General features: G+C 74.7%; 16 protein-coding genes. 13 read left to right on the top strand and 3 right to left on the bottom strand.

Annotation, left to right across the window (positions count from 1 at the left end):
• Positions 1 to 113 precede the first annotated feature (113 nt).
• Positions 114 to 1,955 carry a BCCT family transporter gene (locus ACI79G_RS08855; RefSeq protein WP_456880766.1) on the bottom strand — a complete coding sequence of 614 codons (1,842 nt, stop codon included), beginning with the start codon at positions 1,953 to 1,955 and terminating at the stop codon, positions 114 to 116.
• Positions 1,956 to 2,213: 258 nt separating this feature from the next.
• Here ACI79G_RS08855 and ACI79G_RS08850 point away from each other — a divergent pair, with 258 nt between their 5' ends.
• The 7 genes from ACI79G_RS08850 to ACI79G_RS08820 all read left to right on the top strand — a co-directional run bounded on the left by ACI79G_RS08850 (position 2,214) and on the right by ACI79G_RS08820 (position 7,662).
• Complete coding sequence (locus tag ACI79G_RS08850; protein WP_456880765.1) at positions 2,214 to 2,591, top strand: hypothetical protein; 378 nt, start codon at positions 2,214 to 2,216, stop codon at positions 2,589 to 2,591.
• Positions 2,592 to 2,614: 23 nt separating this feature from the next.
• Entirely contained in the window at positions 2,615 to 3,418 is an 804-nt protein-coding gene (locus ACI79G_RS08845; RefSeq protein ID WP_456880764.1) for a thioesterase family protein, read from the top strand.
• A 44-nt stretch (positions 3,419 to 3,462) separates the two neighbouring features.
• Positions 3,463 to 4,356: a mechanosensitive ion channel family protein gene (locus ACI79G_RS08840; RefSeq protein WP_456880763.1), complete on the top strand. Its 894-nt coding sequence runs from the start codon at positions 3,463 to 3,465 to the stop codon at positions 4,354 to 4,356.
• Complete coding sequence (locus ACI79G_RS08835; protein WP_456880762.1) at positions 4,353 to 4,844, top strand: hypothetical protein; 492 nt, start codon at positions 4,353 to 4,355, stop codon at positions 4,842 to 4,844. The genes ACI79G_RS08840 and ACI79G_RS08835 overlap by 4 nt, the downstream gene beginning before the upstream one ends.
• A 115-nt stretch (positions 4,845 to 4,959) precedes the next feature.
• Entirely contained in the window at positions 4,960 to 5,907 is a 948-nt protein-coding gene (locus ACI79G_RS08830; RefSeq protein WP_456880761.1) for an ABC transporter substrate-binding protein, read from the top strand.
• 19 nt (positions 5,908 to 5,926) lie between these two features.
• Positions 5,927 to 6,892, top strand: a complete 966-nt coding sequence (locus ACI79G_RS08825; RefSeq protein WP_456880760.1) for an amino acid ABC transporter permease — start codon at positions 5,927 to 5,929, stop codon at positions 6,890 to 6,892.
• Positions 6,889 to 7,662, top strand: coding sequence for an amino acid ABC transporter ATP-binding protein (locus ACI79G_RS08820; RefSeq protein ID WP_456880759.1), 774 nt, complete (start codon positions 6,889 to 6,891; stop codon positions 7,660 to 7,662). The genes ACI79G_RS08825 and ACI79G_RS08820 overlap by 4 nt, the downstream gene beginning before the upstream one ends.
• Positions 7,663 to 7,674: 12 nt before the next feature.
• On the opposite strand, the gene ACI79G_RS08815 is transcribed toward ACI79G_RS08820, so the two are convergent.
• Positions 7,675 to 8,703, bottom strand: coding sequence for a zinc-binding dehydrogenase (locus ACI79G_RS08815; protein WP_456880758.1), 1,029 nt, complete (start codon positions 8,701 to 8,703; stop codon positions 7,675 to 7,677).
• 71 nt (positions 8,704 to 8,774) lie between these two features.
• Here ACI79G_RS08815 and ACI79G_RS08810 point away from each other — a divergent pair, with 71 nt between their 5' ends.
• From ACI79G_RS08810 to ACI79G_RS08785, 6 genes are all read left to right on the top strand, one after another.
• Positions 8,775 to 9,173, top strand: coding sequence for a hypothetical protein (locus ACI79G_RS08810; protein ID WP_456880757.1), 399 nt, complete (start codon positions 8,775 to 8,777; stop codon positions 9,171 to 9,173).
• A gap of 89 nt (positions 9,174 to 9,262) precedes the next feature.
• Positions 9,263 to 10,198, top strand: a complete 936-nt coding sequence (locus ACI79G_RS08805) for a glycoside hydrolase family 26 protein (RefSeq protein WP_456880756.1) — start codon at positions 9,263 to 9,265, stop codon at positions 10,196 to 10,198.
• Positions 10,195 to 11,430, top strand: coding sequence for a PP2C family protein-serine/threonine phosphatase (locus tag ACI79G_RS08800; protein WP_456880755.1), 1,236 nt, complete (start codon positions 10,195 to 10,197; stop codon positions 11,428 to 11,430). Before ACI79G_RS08805 ends, ACI79G_RS08800 begins: the two co-directional genes overlap by 4 nt.
• Complete coding sequence (locus ACI79G_RS08795) at positions 11,427 to 13,487, top strand: glycosyltransferase family 2 protein (RefSeq protein WP_456880754.1); 2,061 nt, start codon at positions 11,427 to 11,429, stop codon at positions 13,485 to 13,487. Before ACI79G_RS08800 ends, ACI79G_RS08795 begins: the two co-directional genes overlap by 4 nt.
• Positions 13,484 to 13,822, top strand: a complete 339-nt coding sequence (locus ACI79G_RS08790) for an STAS domain-containing protein (protein ID WP_456880753.1) — start codon at positions 13,484 to 13,486, stop codon at positions 13,820 to 13,822. The genes ACI79G_RS08795 and ACI79G_RS08790 overlap by 4 nt, the downstream gene beginning before the upstream one ends.
• A gap of 1 nt (position 13,823) precedes the next feature.
• Positions 13,824 to 14,228 carry an ATP-binding protein gene (locus tag ACI79G_RS08785; protein ID WP_456880752.1) on the top strand — a complete coding sequence of 135 codons (405 nt, stop codon included), beginning with the start codon at positions 13,824 to 13,826 and terminating at the stop codon, positions 14,226 to 14,228.
• A 126-nt stretch (positions 14,229 to 14,354) separates the two neighbouring features.
• On the opposite strand, the gene ACI79G_RS08780 is transcribed toward ACI79G_RS08785, so the two are convergent.
• Positions 14,355 to 14,933, bottom strand: a complete 579-nt coding sequence (locus tag ACI79G_RS08780) for a gamma carbonic anhydrase family protein (RefSeq protein ID WP_456880751.1) — start codon at positions 14,931 to 14,933, stop codon at positions 14,355 to 14,357.
• Between the last annotated feature and the right edge of the window lie 100 nt (positions 14,934 to 15,033).

The raw sequence follows: 15,033 nt of genomic DNA, 5'->3' as shown, positions 1-15,033 counted from the left end.
GGGCCCTGGTCCACCCGGGGCTGTAACAGAATTACCCCGGGAGGGGTTGGAGCGGGTGGGGGGGGGGCCCGGGGCCCCCCGGCCCCGGGCGGGCGGCCCCCCCCCGGCCGGACTCATCGCCCGTGGCCGGGGACCGGCGAGCCGGCCTCGGGCAGCGGCGAGCCGACGTCGCGCGTCGTCCGGTCGCCGTCGGAGCCGCGCCGCTCCGTGGCCGGCAGCGGGGTGGTGCCGGTGGCGGTGTCCGGGACGCCGTCGTGGTCGGCGTCCGGTGCTGCCTCGACCACCAGCACGAAGTCCTGGCCGTGCCGGGTGATCCCCTCGACGACGGCCTGCTCGACCGCCTCCGCGGCGACGGTGTGCCGCAGCATCATCGGATCCGAGCGCACGTCCTTGGCCAGCGACACCGCCAGCCCCACCATCACCAGCGCGAAGGGCAGCGCCGCGATGATCGTCAGGTTCTGCAGGCCGGTGAGCGCCTCGTCGCCGCCCACGAGCAGCATGATCGCGGCCACCGCCCCCATGACGACGCCCCAGAAGACGACCGTCGGCCGGCTCGGCTCGATGGTGCCCCGCTCGGACAGCGAGCCCATCACGATCGACGCGGCGTCGGCCCCGGACACGAAGAAGATCGCCACGAGCACCATGACCAGCACGGTCATCACCGTGGCCAGGGGGAACCCGTCCAGGACGCCGAAGAGCTGCCCCTCCGCGGTCGCCTGCCCGCCGATGTCGGCCCCGCCCCGCTGGGCGGCGATGCCGGCCCCGCCGAAGACGGCGAACCAGACCAGGCTGACCACGCTGGGCACCAGCAGCACCCCGGTGACGAACTGGCGGATGGTGCGGCCACGGCTGATCCGCGCGATGAACAGGCCGACGAACGGCGTCCAGGAGATCCACCACGCCCAGTAGAAGACCGTCCAGCCACTGAGCCACGCGGCCATGGCGTCGCCGCCACTGGCCTCGGTCCGGGCGGCCATCTCGCCGAGCTCGGCGAAGTAGTTGCCGATCGTCGTCGGCACCAGGTCGAGGATGAAGACCGTCGGGCCGACGACGAACACGAACACCGCCAGGACCAGCGCGAGCACCATGTTGGTGTTGGCCAGCCACTGGATGCCCTTGGCGATGCCGGAGACCGCCGAGGCGACGAAGGCCGCCGTCAGCACCGCGATGATCCCCACGAGCAGTCCGTTGCCGACGTCCCCGGTCCAGCCGAGGATCTCCGCGCCGCTGCCGATCTGCAGCGCCCCGAGCCCGAGCGAGGCCGCCGACCCGAACAGCGTGGCGAAGATGGCCAGGATGTCGATGACCCTGCCGGCCGGGCCCTCGGTGCGCCGGGCCCCGAAGAGCGGCGCGAAGGCGGCGCTGATCAGCTGACGACGGCCGCGCCGGAAGGTGCCGTAGGCGATCGCCAGGCCGACGACGGCGTAGATGGCCCACGGGTGCAGCGACCAGTGGAACAGCGTGGTGGCCATCGCCGTCTCGACGGCCTCGGGCGACTCGGCCGCGACGGTGCCCGGTGGCGGCGAGACGTAGTGCGCCAGCGGCTCGGCGACGCCGAAGAACATCAGCCCGATGCCCATGCCGGCGCTGAACATCATCGCGATCCAGGAGACGGTCCGGAACTCCGGCGCCTCGTCGTCCCGGCCCAGCGGGATGCGCCCGTACCGGCTCGCCGCCAGCCACAGCACGAAGACGACGAACGCCGACGCGAGCAGCACGAACAGCCAGCCGAGGTTGTGCATCACCCACCCCAGGGCCGAGCCGCTCGCGCTGCCGAGGCCCTCCGGCGTCACGAAGCCCCAGGTCACGAAGCCCAGGGCGACGACGGCGGCGATGCCGAAGACGACCCGGTCGAGCGATCCTCCCCGGTCGGCTGCGAGGGGCGGCGGCGAGGCGACGGCGGGGTGGGGCTCCGCGGCCCCGGACGGTCGGGCGTGTGCAGGTGTGGTGGTCACAGGTGTCCGTGGCGCCGGTCTCGGCGCACCTCCCTCTCTCGTTCGACGACGGGCCGCCGACGGCACCAGGGGCGCCGACGGCAACCCGTCCACGGTAGGGACGTCGTGCGACGGGTGCGGGATCGCCCTGATCCGGGCGGGACCTCTCGGGAGGACGACCGGGTGCTGTGTGCCCGCCCCGGGGGCCGGGCACACACCCGGCAGCGAGGCGTCCGCCCGGCCGGGACGGCGGCGTCGTGACAGGGGGAGGTCCCGACCGTGAGTGAGCCGCGTCCGCCCTGGTCGGCGCGCCGTCGGAGGCTGCTGGTGTGGCTGGCGGTGGGGACGGTCCTCGGGGGCCTGGGTGCCGTCGGTCTGCCGAACGAGTTCGGGGTGACGGCGGGCTTCGTAGCCGCCCTCTGCGCCTTCCTCCTCGTGGTCGCCCTGGTGGTGTTCATCACCGTGCCCGGACCCGACACCCTGGGCACCCTGTTGCGCACGCCACCCCTGGCGGGGGCGGTGCTGGTGGTCGCCGTCCTGCTGGTGATGGCCAACCCGACCGGGTCGTCACTGCGCTGGCTGTGGGTGGTCGCCGCGGTCGCCGCTGCCGGGTGGACGGCGTTCGCCGTGTGGGAGACCCGCCGCTCGGGCGGCTGACCGCGGCGGCAGACTCGGCACCCGTGACCGCCGACCTGCCCACCGCCCTCTACCTGCCCGACGGCGACGGCTTCGTCGCCACCGACCTCACCATCGGGCCGTGGGATCCGGGGCTGCAGCACGCCGGACCGGTCGCGGCCCTGCTGGCCCGCGAGGCCGAGCGGGTCACCGGGATCCCCGACGGGCAGACCGTGCGGCTGGCCTTCGACATCCTCGGGCCGGTGCCGGTGGGCCGGGTGCAGGTCAGCGCCCGGTTGCTGCGGCCGGGACGGCGGATCGAGCTGGTGGAAGCGGTGCTCAGCGCGGGCTCCTCGCCCGCCGACCGCGAGCGGCCGCTGATGAGGCTGACCGCCTGGCGGATGCGCAGCTCCGCGGGCGAGGGGACGCCGCCGGCCGGCGTCCCGCTGCCCGGGCCGGAGGAGAGCCGACCCGAGACGGCGGCCTTCTTCACCACCGACGTCGCCTACCACCGGGCGCTGGAGTGGCGCTTCGTGCACGGCACGTTCAACGCGCCCGGTCCGGCGGCCGCGTGGACCCGGGCGCTGTGCACGCTGGTCGAGGGCGAGCCGATGAGCCCTCTGCAGCACCTGCTGGTGATGACCGACGCGGCCAGCGGCATCTCCGCCGTCCTGGACTGGCAGCGGGCCACGTTCGCCAACGTCGACCTCACCGTCGCCCTGGTGCGCCCGCCGGCCGGGGAGTGGCTGGGCGTCGACGCCACGACCACGATCGGGCCGGCGGGCGCCGGGCAGTGCTTCGCCGACCTCCACGACGCCACCGGCCCGATCGGCCGCTCGGCGCAGGCCCTGTTCGTCGCGCCGCGCTGACCGGTGCTGGCGCTGCCAAGATCCGTTGGGGAGGCTGGAGCGCGATGGCACTGCTCGATCCACTGCTGACCTGGCTCGCCGGGCGTGGGCTGCCCATCGCCCTCATCGTCCTGGGGTCGGTCCTGCTGGCCCGGTTCGTCGCCTGGGTCGGCCAGAAGATCACCGACCGCATCGACGCCCGCGCGACCGGCGGCGACGCCCTGGTGCGCTCCGAGGCCGCCAAGCACCGGCACTCGCTGACCCAGGTGATCACCTGGACGCTGATCGTGCTCGTCTACGCGATCGCCGTCTTCGCCGTCCTGGACCGGGCGGGCATCCCGATCGGCGGGCTGGTGGCGCCGGCGACCGTGCTGGGCGTCGGGCTGGGCTTCGGCGCGCAGCGGGTCGTCGGTGACGTGCTGGCGGGCTTCTTCATCATCACCGAGCGGCAGTACGGCTTCGGCGACGTCGCCTCCATCACGGTGGTCGGGGGCGGGGACCCGGCCGAGGGCACGATCGAGGACGTCACGCTGCGGGTCACCCGGCTGCGCTCCCCCAACGGCGAGGTGATCACCCTGCCCAACGGGCAGATCGTGAAGGTCGTCAACCTCTCCCGCGACTGGGCACGCGCGGTCGTCGACGTGCCGGTCCCGACGACGCTGGACGTCAGCCGGGTCAACGACATCCTCAGGGAGGTCGGCGCGGAGGCCTTCCGCGACCAGCGGCTGCGCCCGCTGCTGCTCGACACGCCCAGCGTGATGGGCGTCGAGACCCTCGACCTCGAGCAGGTCAACGTCCGGATGGTGGCCCGCACGCTGCCCGGCAAGCAGTTCGAGGTCGGCCGCGACCTGCGCGCCCGCGTCGTCCAGGCCTTCCGTCAGGCCGGCCTCAACGTCCCCGCGCCGACGGCGGGCGCGCCGACCGGTGGGCTCTCCCCCTCCTCGGACGGCGCCCGGTGACCACCCCGGAGACCAACGGCCCGGGCGAGCCGACCCGCGAGTTGTCGGTGAGCACCGCGCCGCCGCCCGCGCCGCGCCGCTGGTGGACGGCGGTGCCGCACCACCTCGGCCGTGCGCGCACCTCGACCGTCGTCCTGGCGCTGCTGTTCGTCGGGCTCTACCTCCTCTACCTCTACGTCCGCCCGCCGGACCCGCCCGCCGGGCCGACGTCGGGGTCGACGGTGCAGACGCCGGTGACCTCGGCTCCGGCGACTCCCGGACCCGCGGAGCCGACGCAGACCCCCGGACCCACCGCGACGGTCCCGACGACGACCCCCACCACCGCGGAACCGACGACCGCGCCGTCGCCGACGGAGGGGAGCGGGCCGGCCGGGGAGTCGCCGGGACCGACGCCGACGACGACGGTGCAGCCGACGACTCCGCAGCCCCCGGCCACGGAGGTCCCGGCCACGCCGCCGCGGACGACGGCGGCCTCCCCGACGCCGTGACCGGCGCCACGACCGCACCGGTGTGGGCACCCTGGCCGTGCCGCGCCGGACGCGCACAGGGCAGGATCGGCGTCCCGTGCCTCGTCGTCCGCGAGGCCCCGTGGAGGGAGAACCCGTGGCTGACCGATCCCTGACCCGGCGTGGACGGGCCGCCGTCGCGGCCGTCGCCGGCCTCACCCTCGTCCTCGCCGGCTGCGGGGGCGACCCCGGCGACACCGGCACCGGCGGGAGCACCGGCGCGGGGGGCGCGGCCGGCACCAGCGAGCCGCTGCCGAGCGTCGCAGCCGACGAGTCGCTCGCCGCGCGGGTCCCCCCGGCCGTCGCCGAGGACGGCGTGATCACCGTGGGCAGCGACAGCACGTACGCGCCCAGCGAGTTCCTCGCCGAGGACGGCCAGACGATCATCGGCTTCGACGTCGACCTGTTCGAGCTGGTCGCGCAGAAGCTGGGCCTCGACGCGCAGTTCGAGACGGCGCCGTTCGACTCGATCATCGCCGGCGTGGGCTCGGGCCGGTACGAGGTGGGCGTCTCGTCGTTCACGATCAACCCCGAGCGCCTCCAGCAGGCCACCATGGTCAGCTACTTCAACGCCGGCACCCAGTGGGCCACCCGCGCCGGCAACCCGGACGGCGTGGATCCCGACAACGCCTGCGGGCTGTCCATCGCCGTGCAGCGCGGCACCGTGCAGGTCGACGACATCACCGCGCGGTCCCAGGCGTGCGAGACCGCCGGGCAGGAGCCGATCACGATCGACCAGTACGAGGCGCAGAGCGACGCCACGGCCGCGGTCGTCTCCGGCCGCGACGCCGCCGTCCTGGCCGACTCGCCGGTCATGGCCTACGCCGTCGCGCAGACCAACGGGCAGCTGGAGCTCCTCGGCGACATCTACGACTCGGCGCCCTACGGCTACGTGATCCCGCAGGACCAGGCCGACTTCGCGCAGGCGGTCCGCGACGCCGTGCAGGCGCTGATCGACGACGGCACCTACACCCAGGTCCTCGAGCGGTGGGGCGTGCAGGACGGCGCCATCGACGACCCGACGGTCAACCCCACCGTCGGCTGACCCGGAGGACTCCCCCACCATGGCCGCGGAGGCTCCCGACACGACGGCCCGGCCGGCACCGCACGAGCAGATCCGCGCGGTGCCGGTCCGGCACCCGGGCCGATGGGTCGCCGCCGCCGTCATCGCCGTGCTGGCGGCCATGTTCGTCCACATGCTGGCCACCAACCCGGTGTTCCAGTGGGACTTCATGCTCGACAACATGTTCACGCCCGCGGTGCTCCGCGGGGCGCGGACCACGCTGGTGATGACGGTCGCGGCCATGGTGCTGGGCGTGCTGCTCGGCATCGTCCTCGCGGTGATGCGGCTGTCGCCGAACCCGGTCGTCTCGGGTGCGGCGTGGGCCTACATCTGGTTCTTCCGCGCGATCCCCCGCATCGTGCTGCTGTTCTTCATCGCCAACCTCGGTGCGCTCTACGCCCGCTACGAGTTCGGCTTCCCGTTCGACCGGCAGCTGATGGACCTGTTCGGGTTCCAGGCCGACTGGCGGTTGTTCGGTTTCGACGGCAACGAGATCTTCGTCGGCTTCACCGCCGGCCTGCTGGGTCTGGCGTTGTCCGAGGGCGCGTACATGGCCGAGATCGTGCGGGCCGGCATCCAGTCGGTCGACCCGGGCCAGGCCGAGGCGGCGCACGCGCTCGGCATGAGCCGCGGCCGGACGATGCGCCGGATCGTGCTCCCGCAGGCGATGCGGGTGATCATCCCGCCGACCGGCAACGAGACGATCGCGATGCTCAAGGACACCTCGCTGCTCATCGCGGTACCGGTGACCACCGAGCTGAACTTCCAGCTGCGGGCGATCGGTTCCCGGACCTTCCAGATCATCCCGATGGCCGTCGCCTCGATCCTCTGGTACCTGGCGCTGACCAGCCTGCTCATGATCGGCCAGTACTTCCTGGAGAAGCGGTTCAGCCGCGGCTTCGGCGCCACCGAGACCCGCGCCCAGCGGGCCGCCCGCCGGGCCGCCGACGTCGGGAGCCAGAAGTGACCGGGGACGGGGCCGCGATGGTCCGGGCCGAGGGCGTGCGCAAGTCCTTCGGCCACGTCGAGGTCCTCAAGGGCATCGACCTGGAGGTCGCCCCGGGCGAGGTGGTCTGCGTCATCGGCCCCTCCGGCTCGGGCAAGTCGACCTTCCTGCGCTGCATCAACCACCTGGAGAAGATCGACGCCGGCCGGCTCTGGGTGGACGGGCACCTCGTCGGCTACCGGGAACGGGGCGGCAAGCTGCACGAGCTGCGGGACCGGGAGGTCGCCGCGCAGCGCCGGGACATCGGCATGGTCTTCCAGCGGTTCAACCTCTTCCCGCACATGACCGCCCTGGAGAACGTCGTCGAGGCGCCGATCGGGGTGAAGGGGGTGCGCCGGGAGGAGGCCCGCGCCCGCGGCGTCGAGCTGCTGGAGCGGGTGGGTCTCGGTGAGCGGGTGCACAACTACCCGAACCAGCTCTCCGGCGGCCAGCAGCAGCGGGTGGCGATCGCCCGGGCGCTGGCGATGGAGCCCAAGCTCATGCTCTTCGACGAGCCGACCTCGGCGCTGGACCCGGAGCTGGTCGGCGAGGTCCTCGACGTCATGCGCGGGCTCGCCGAGTCGGGGATGACGATGGTCGTCGTCACCCACGAGATGGGCTTCGCCCGCGAGGTCGGTGACTCCCTCGTCTTCATGGACGACGGCGTCGTGGTCGAGGCCGGCGACCCGCGCCGGGTGCTCACCGACCCCCAGCACCCGCGCACCCAGGCGTTCCTCTCCAAGGTCCTCTAGGACCCGGGGGCGCTACGAGCTCCTGACCACCGCGATGCCGGGGTCCCGGCCGACCGCGGCCAGCGCGGCACCGGCCTCGTCGAGACCGAGCTCGCGGGTGACCAGGGCCTGCGGCCGCAGCCGGCCGGCGGCGATGAGACCGAGCAGCTCGGGATAGGCGTGCGCGGCCATGCCGTGGCTGCCCAGCACCTGCAGCTCGCGGGCCACGACGAGGTCCATGGGCACCGCGGGCCGTCCCTGCGCCGGCGGCAGCAGCCCGACCTGCACGTGCCGCCCCCGCGGCCGCAGCGACCGGACCGAGTTCTCGCAGGTCACCGCCGCTCCGAGGGCGTCGAGGGAGACGTGCGCGCCCCCACCGGTGAGCTCGGCGACGGTGGCCGGGACGTCGCCGCCGCCGTCCACCGTGTGCTCGGCGCCGTTGGCGGCAGCGAGCTGCAGTGCCGCCGGGGAGACGTCGACGGCGACCACCCGGGCGCCCGCTGCGACGGCCCCCTGCACCGCCGAGAGCCCCACCCCGCCGCAGCCGTGCACGACGACCCACTCACCGGGCCGGACCCGCGCGACCTGCGCCACCGCGCGGAAGGCGGTGGCGAACCGGCAGCCCAGGCTCGCGGCCGTGGCGGCGTCCAGCCCCTCGGGCAGCGCGACCAGGTTGACGTCGGCGGCGTCGAGCGCGACGTACTCGGCCATCGAGCCCCAGTGCGTGAACCCGGGCTGGGTCTGCCGGGTGCACACCTGGTGCTCGCCGGCGGCGCACTGCGCGCAGCGGCCGCAGGCGTTCACGAACGGGACGGTGACGCGGTCGCCCACCCGCCAGTGCCGGACGTCCGCCCCGACGGCGGCGACCGTGCCGGCCAGCTCGTGCCCGGGCACGTGCGGCAGGACGACGTCCGGGTCGTGCCCCTGCCAGGCGTGCCAGTCGCTGCGGCAGACCCCGCTGGCGCCCACCCGGACGACGACGCCGCCGGGCGCCGGGTCGGGAGCGGGGACGTCCTGCACGGTCAGCGGGCCGCCGAAGGACTCGAACACGAGTGCACGCACCCGGGCAGCCTCCCCCAGGCCGCTCCGCACGCTCCTGCGGGCCTCTCTCGTGCCGCCCCTAGGCTCAAGGCGTGCCCGCCCTCACCGTCCCCGCCCGGTTCTGCGGCCCGCCCGGCACGGCCGACGGCGGGTGGCTGGCGGGGACGCCGGCCGCGCTGGTCGACGCCCCCGCGGTGAGCGTCCGGCTGCGCCGGCCCGTGCCGCTCGACCGGCTCCTGTCGGTGCGGACCGACGGGGCGGCCGAGCTGCACGACGACGCCGAGCTGCTGGCGGCGGAGGCGCCCGGTCCGCTGCTGCTCGGCACGATCACCGCCCGCCAGGAGCGGCCGGTGCCCGTGGACGCCGGCTGCGTGCTGCTGGCCTGGGTGCTGCAGCGCGACAGCCGGCGGTCGACGACCGCGTCGGCCCTGGTCGGGCCGGACGGTGCGGTGGCCGCCCGCGCGCGAGCCGTCTGGTCCGCGGCCCGCTGAGCGGCCGGACGGGCGACGTGCGCGGCCGCGCGGCGAGTGGCTCCTCGACTCCTCGCGGAACGGGGAGCGACCACCGGGCCAGGTGGACGATGGTCGCCCTCGCGGCGCTGTGCGCCGCGGCCCTGGCCGTCGTGGTCACCGTGGCCGACGACCCCGAGCGCACCGAGCCGCTCGCCTTCGGCGTCACCACGCCGGGGGGCGCGACTGCCGGCGCGGAACTGGACGCGGTCGGGGCCGCTGCCGGGGAGCGCCCGTCGCTGGTCCTCACCTACGCGGACTTCACCACCCCACCGCCGGTCGCCGACCTCGACGCCGTCGCCGCGCGAGGCGCTGTCCCGGTGGTGACCTGGGAGCCCTGGGACTGGGACGCCCCCGACAGCGGGGTGTTCGGCCTGGCCGGCATCGCCGCCGGGGCGCACGACCCCTACCTCGGGCAGTGGGCCGACGCGCTGCGGGCCTGGGGCCGGCCGGTGCAGCTGCGCTTCGCCCACGAGCAGAACGGCGACTGGTACCCGTGGGCCGTCGGCGTGTCGGGCACCACGGCCGCCGACCACGTCGCGGCATTCCGGCACGTCGTGGAGGTGTTCGACGCCCGGGGAGCGGGCAACGTGCAGTTCGTGTGGAACCCGAACGTGCGGTTTCCCGGGTCGTCGCCGATGGCGGACACCTGGCCCGGCAACCGGTACGTGGACCGCGTCGCGCTCGACGGCTACAACTGGGGCACCAGCTCCCCCGGCCACAGCTGGCAGGAGCCCGAGGAGGTCTTCGACGACAGCCTCGAGGAGCTGCGGGAGCTGGCGCCGGGCGTGCCGATCACCATCACCGAGGTCGGCTGCGCGGAGGAGGGCGGGGACAAGGCCGCCTGGGTGACCGACCTGGTCGCCTACCTCGACGAGCAGGCCGACGTCGCGGCGTTCGTTTGGTTCGACCACGCCAAGGAGGCCGACTGGCGGATCGCCAGCAGCCCGGCCAGCGCCGCGGCGATGCGGGCGGCCCTGGCCGGACGCCGACTGGTGGCCCGGTGACCACCACGCCGGTACCGACCGACGCCCGGGTGCCCGCGCCGGCCGATCCGGCCGAGGCCCGGCGCCTGCAGGCGCTGGAGCAGCTGCAGCTGCTGGGCACCGGCCGGGAGGAGCGCTTCGACCGCATCACCCGGCTGGCTCAGCGGGTGTTCGACGTCCCCATCGCGACCATCACGCTGGTCGACGAGGACTCCCTGTGGTTCAAGTCCGCCCAGGGGATGCCGGTCGACCGGGCCGACCGCCAGGCGTCCTTCTGCGACCGGACGATCGCCCTCGGGGCCACGCACCTCGTGCCCGACGCCCTGGCCGATCCCCGTTACGCCACCATCCCGGCGGTGACCGGCCCCCCGCAGGTCCGCTTCTACGCCGGCCAGCCCCTGAGGGGGCCGGGCGGCCTCACCGTCGGCACGCTGTGCCTGTTCGACGTCCGCCCCCGCACGCTCGACGCCGGGGAGGTCGCCCTGCTGCAGGAGCTGGGCGGGTGGACCGAGCAGGAGCTCGCCCACTCCGTCGAGATGGACCGCGCCCGGGAGGTGCAGCAGGCGCTGCTCCCGCACCGACCTCCGGAGCTGCCCGGTTACCACGTCGCCGGGATCTGCGAACCGGCCTTCGCCGTCGGTGGCGACCTGTTCGACCACGACCTCGTGGACGGCGACCTGGTCCTGTCCGTCGCCGACGTGATGGGCAAGGGCGCCGGTGCGGCCATCCTCATGGCGACTGTTCGCGCGGTCCTCCGGACCACCGTGCGCGCGTCCGGGACGTCCCGGGACGGACACCGGCCGGAGGGCGACGTCCTCACCGCCGCGAACCGCACGCTCCTGCCCGACCTCCACCGCACCGGCTCCTTCGTGACCGTCTTCCACGCGCGGCTGCAGGCCGCGACCGGCCGGGTGCGGTACGGGGACGCCGGTCACGGGCTCGCCCTCGTCCGCCGGACCTCAGGGGGCGTCGAGCGGCTCGCCGCCGAGGACCTCCCCCTGGGCATCGACGCCGACCAGAGCTGGACCGAGCACGAGCTGGTGCTCGAGCCCGGGGAGACCCTCTTCGCCTTCAGCGACGGGCTCTTCGACGTGCTCGGGGGCACGCACGAGGCCCTCGGTGAGATCGCCCGGCTGCTCGAGGACCACCCGGAGCCCGACGACCTGCTCCGCGCCGTCCACGCGCTGGCGTCGGCGGCCGCTCCCCTGGACGACGTCACGGCGGTCGCCGTCCGACGGCTGCCACGGCCGTGAGCCGCCACCGGCGCACGGCCTGGACCGGGTCGGGTGCCTCCTCGGCCCGTGAGCTGCCCGACCGCGAGACCGCGGCGGCGCTCTCCCCGCGGGTGCCGCTGACCCCCGGCCTGGTGGCCCTGCGGGTGCTCATCCTGCTCACCGCGGTGCTCGGGCTGAACTACGTGGTCTGGCGGTGGCTCGAGTCGATCAACTGGTCGGCCTGGTGGATCGCCGTCCCGCTCGTCCTCGCCGAGACGTACAGCCTCGTCGACTCGCTGCTGTTCGGCCTGACGATGTGGCGGCTGCGCCGGCGCCGGCGGCCCCCGCCACCGCCGGAGGGCGCGACGGTCGACGTCTTCATCACCACCTACAACGAGCCCGTCGACCTGGTCATGGCCACGGCGGAGGCGGCGCAGCGGATCGGGTACCCGCACCGGACCTGGATCCTCGACGACGGGGCACGCCCCGAGCTCCGGGAGCGCGCCGAGGCCGCCGGCATCGGGGTGATCACCCGGTCCGGGGAGTGGGCGGGGCGGCAGCGGCACGCCAAGGCCGGGAACCTCAACAACGCCCTGATGACCACCGACGGCGAGTTCATCCTCATCCTGGACGCCGACCAGGTCCCCGACCCGGCGATCCTCGACCGCACCCTGGGATACTTCCGGGACCCGCAGATGGCCCTGGTGCAGACGCCGCAGGTCTTCGTCAACGTGCCCGAAGACGACCCGCTCGGCAGCCAGGCGCCGCTGTTCTACGGACCGATCCAGCAGGGCAAGGACGGCTGGAACGCCGCCTTCTTCTGCGGGTCGAACGCGGTGCTGCGCCGCGAGGCCCTCATGCAGCTGGGCGTCTCCCGGTACGTCACCGAGGTGGAGCTGGCGGTGACCCGGACGCTCAGGACCGCCGACCGGGTGCTCGCCCGGGCCCGCAGGGGCCTCGACCCGGTCCAGACCGAGGCCCGGGCCGCCCTCGACGCGGTCGCCGAGGCGGTGGCCGTGAGCCGGGCGGACCTGCGGGCCGGGGCCGCACTGGCCGACGTGACCTACCGCTTCCAGCAGCAGGTCGACGCGGCGGCCCGGCGGCTGGTCGACGCCGACGTCACCGCGCTGGAGAGCGACCTCGCCGAGATCGCCGCCCTGTCCGCGGAGCTGGACGGCGAGGAGGCCGGTCCGGCCGAGCTCGACCGTGCGGCGCTCGCCCGGCTGGCACACCGCGACTGGTCGCCGCTCGGGGCCGTCGAGACCGTGCGGGCCCTGGTCCGGACGATCGACGTGGACCGGGACGACGAGGCGCAGCCGCTCATGCCGATGGCCACCATCTCGGTGACCGAGGACATGGCGACCTGCATGCGGCTGCACGCGCTGGGCTGGCGGACCGCGTACCACCACGAGACCCTCGCGCTGGGCCTGGCACCGGAGGACCTCGGCACCATGCTCACCCAGCGGCTGCGCTGGGCCCAGGGCACGGTCCAGGTGATGCTGCGGGAGAACCCCCTTGGTCAGCGCGGGCTGACCCTGGCGCAGCGGCTCATGTACTGGGCCACCATGTGGAGCTACCTGTCCGGCTTCGCGGCGGTCGTGTACTTCGCCGCGCCCGTCGTCTTCCTCGTGAGCGGCATCCTGCCGGTGCAGTCGCTGTCGGCGGACTTCTTCCTCCGGTTGGTGCCGTTCCTCGCGGTCAACCAGCTGCTCTTCTACCTCATCGGCCGCGGCCGGGGGAGCTGGCGCGGGCAGCAGTACTCGCTCGCGCTGTTCCCCGTGTGGATCCGCTCGGTGACCTCCGCGGTCGCCAACGTCGTCTTCGGCCGCAGCCTCGCCTTCGCCGTCACGCCCAAGGAGCGGCAGGCGGTGGCGCGGCGCCCGTGGCACCTCGTGCGCGTCCAGCTGGTGGTCATGGCCGCGCTCGTCGTCGCCGCGGTGGTCGGCACCGTCCGGATGGCGACCGGGGAGGCGTCGGTCCTGGGCACGGCCGTGAACCTGGTGTGGGTCGCCTTCGACCTCGCCGTCCTCAGTGTGATCATCAAGGCCGTCCGTTACCGCGGACCCGACACGGAGCCGGCGGAGGTCCCCGCATGACCCAGTTCCACACCGAGACGACCGACACCGGCATCGGCGTGGTGCGGCCGGCGGGCCGGTTGAACATGGTGGCCGCGCCGCGGCTGCGGTCGCTGGTCGCCGAGCTGGTGGCCCGGGGGACGACGCGGATCGTCGTCGACCTGTCGGAGACCGAGTCGATGGACTCCTCGGGGCTGGGAGCCCTCGTCGCGGGGCTGAAGACCGCTCGCCAGGCGGGCGGCGACCTGCGCATCGCCGGGGCGGGGCCGCAGGTGCAGGCCGTGCTGGACCTGACCAACCTCCGGCGGGTGCTGCGGCCCCGCCCGGACGTCGGCAGCGCCTTCGCCGGCGACTGACGTGCGCGGCGGCGCGAGTCACCTGCTCCAGGCCACGGCCGGCCCCGAGCTGCTGGGCCCGGTCCACGACCTCCTGGGCCGCCTGTGGGCCGACGAACCGGGCGTGGACGAGCCGGACCGGGTGCGCTTCGAGACCGCGGTGGCCGAGGTGGCGGCCAACATCGCCGAGCACGGCGCCGCCTCCGGCGCCGCGCGCGTGACCCTGCGGCTGTCCAGCAGCCGCGACCGGCTCCAGGCGGTGTTCGAGGACGACGGTGCGCCGGTCACGTCGGGGGCCGAGCAGCCGCCCGCCGTCGACGCCGAACGCGGCCGGGGCCTCCTGCTCGCCCGCGCCGCAGTGGACCGGTTCAGCTACGAGCGGGACGGGACCACCAACCGCTGGGTCCTCGTCCTCGGCGCCCCCTGACGGTGGGGAGGACCCCCTCCTCCCCACCGTGGGAGGACCCCGCCCTCCTCACCCCCTCGCAGGCTCGCGGTGAGCCTCGGGACGGGGCCGCCGCGGGCCCCTGGAGGTGGCAGGGGGCAGGGGTCCTCAGTCCATCGCGTCGCCGGGCGTCTGCCCGGCCGGCGGGAGCGGGGTGCGGACGACCGGGCGCACCTTGCGGGCGCCGTCCAGCCGCTCGGTGTAGCTCGCGGCGTTGCCGCGGATGTGCAGCAGGTCGTCGTCCGTGGACTGCCGGATGACCTTGGCGGGGACGCCGGCGACGAGCGAGCCCGGCGGCACCTGCGTGCCCTGGGTGACGACGGCGCCGGCGGCGACGATCGAGCCCGAGCCGATGTGCGCGCCGTTCATGACGACGCTGCCCATGCCCACCAGGACGTCGTCGTCGATGCGGGCGCCGTGCAGGACCACGCGGTGCCCGACGGTCACCCCGCGGCCCACGACGAGGGGGAAGCCGGGGTCGGAGTGCAGGGTGCAGCCGTCCTGGATGTTGGAGCCCTCGCCGATCTCGATCACCTCGGCGTCGGCGCGCGCGACCGCGCCGTACCAGATGCTGGACCGCGGGCCCATCGTCACGGCACCGACCACCACGGCCGTCGGCGCGACGAAGGCCTCGTCGTCGATGTGCGGGGACCCGAACGGCAACTCGGCGATGTAGTTCTCGGCCACGGGCGACAGCACAGCACAGGCGCGTCGCGGCTGCACCCGTCGGATGCACCACCCGGGCGTCGGCGACCGTGGACCGCGACGCCGGCCACCGCCAGGATGG

The sequence above is a fragment of the Geodermatophilus sp. SYSU D00779 genome (assembly GCF_054050595.1).
This window is presented reverse-complemented; position numbering and strand designations above follow the sequence as displayed.

Bases quoted from the DNA above. Each gene is read 5' to 3' on its own strand.
- ACI79G_RS08790 (WP_456880753.1), top strand. From the start codon at position 13,484: ATGACCCAGTTCCACACCGAGACGACCGACACCGGCATCGGCGTGGTG.
- ACI79G_RS08805 (WP_456880756.1), top strand. From the start codon at position 9,263: ATGGTCGCCCTCGCGGCGCTGTGCGCCGCGGCCCTGGCCGTCGTGGTC.
- ACI79G_RS08840 (WP_456880763.1), top strand. From the start codon at position 3,463: ATGGCACTGCTCGATCCACTGCTGACCTGGCTCGCCGGGCGTGGGCTG.
- ACI79G_RS08825 (WP_456880760.1), top strand. From the start codon at position 5,927: ATGGCCGCGGAGGCTCCCGACACGACGGCCCGGCCGGCACCGCACGAG.